Source organism: Bowdeniella nasicola (assembly GCF_001907295.1).
GTDB classification, from domain to species: domain Bacteria; phylum Actinomycetota; class Actinomycetes; order Actinomycetales; family Actinomycetaceae; genus Bowdeniella; species Bowdeniella nasicola.
Window position 1 is genome coordinate 1 of sequence record NZ_MQVR01000169.1, and the last position, 1,141, is coordinate 1,141.

The following is a 1,141-nucleotide window of genomic DNA, read 5'->3' on the forward strand; positions in this document are numbered from 1 at the left end:
GAGTTGTAGAAGATGAACTCGAGGATCACGCGGTGACCGCCCTGCTGTCCAGCACGACCACCCCGCTACACCACTATGAGGGACTCAACTCCACCACAATGACGAGCCCATACCCGAGCCACCAACGGGAATCGAGGCAAACCCACCGCCGGCGGCACTCCCGCAGGCCGACGCTAGCGACACCGTCGGCCTTGGCGATGAACGACCGACCGCGCCGGAATCCGGTCCGTCTCCGATGAAGCACGTAGAGGAGAAGCCCGCGCCCGAGGCTTCGACTCCGACTGCCTCTGATGGGGAGACCGTTCGAGGGGTTCCCGAGACGGCTGGGGTGGGTCGGCGGGAGCGGGCTGCCGGGTTGCGGAGTGAGGGGTGGTCGAACAAGCAGATTGCCGCCGAACTGGGCGTGCATCCGTCCACGGTGGGCCGCTGGCTCACCTCCCCACCAACGAGGAGTTCTGAACCTGTCACCAGTCCATCGATGAAGGAGGAATCATGAGCACCCACGAACACGAGCACTACCGCTCCGAGCCGCCGGTCCACGACGACTACGGTCCACCCGATCCCGAAGAACTCGCCCTGACCACCCCCGACCACCCCACCGAGAACCTCGACCAGGAGACGGTGAGTGAGCGAGGCGGTTTTGTCCCACCCAAGGCGCCGGTGGAAGAGCTCGATGAGCAGCTCACCCCCGACATCGACGGAGCAAACGCTGGTGCTCCGGGGCTGGGTGAGGGTGCGGAGGGGGTGCCTGAGGCGGTCAAGGCCCGCACCGCCCGGACCACCAGCCGGCCTGTGGGTCGGCAGGTGGGGCGGGGTGTGGAGTGGGTGCGTCCGACCGATCTGATGGCCCGGCGTGGTGCCATGGTCGCTGGCCGGGGCATCCATTTCCAGACCGCACTGAGCCAGAAGACCCGCCACGGCATCACGGTGGGTGCACGGCGCGTGGGTGATCGGGCTGGACGGTTGGCGCCGTTGTCGGCCTTCGGCCGGGGCCAGGCCCAGTCGGTGCCGGGGCGGTCCGCGGTGGGGATGAGTTGAGCGTGGTGACCGGGCCTGTCAAGTTTTTTGTGTAAGTTGATTGGTTACAAGTAGGGGTTGATACGGTCTGGGTAGGCGGCTGCGAGTTGGGCGAGTGCTTGTT

2 protein-coding genes are annotated in these 1,141 nt (G+C 66.4%); both read left to right on the forward strand.

The genetic code is table 11. The features are described 5' to 3' along the window. Positions 1-235 precede the first annotated feature (235 nt). Complete coding sequence (locus BSZ39_RS14765) at positions 236-496, forward strand: helix-turn-helix domain-containing protein (protein WP_083603369.1); 261 nt, start codon at positions 236-238, stop codon at positions 494-496. Continuing rightward, the gene (locus BSZ39_RS12855; RefSeq protein ID WP_222842975.1) at positions 493-1,038 is read left to right on the forward strand and encodes a hypothetical protein; all 546 of its coding nucleotides are present in this window, start codon (positions 493-495) and stop codon (positions 1,036-1,038) included. The genes BSZ39_RS14765 and BSZ39_RS12855 overlap by 4 nt, the downstream gene beginning before the upstream one ends. Positions 1,039-1,141: the final 103 nt, after the last annotated feature.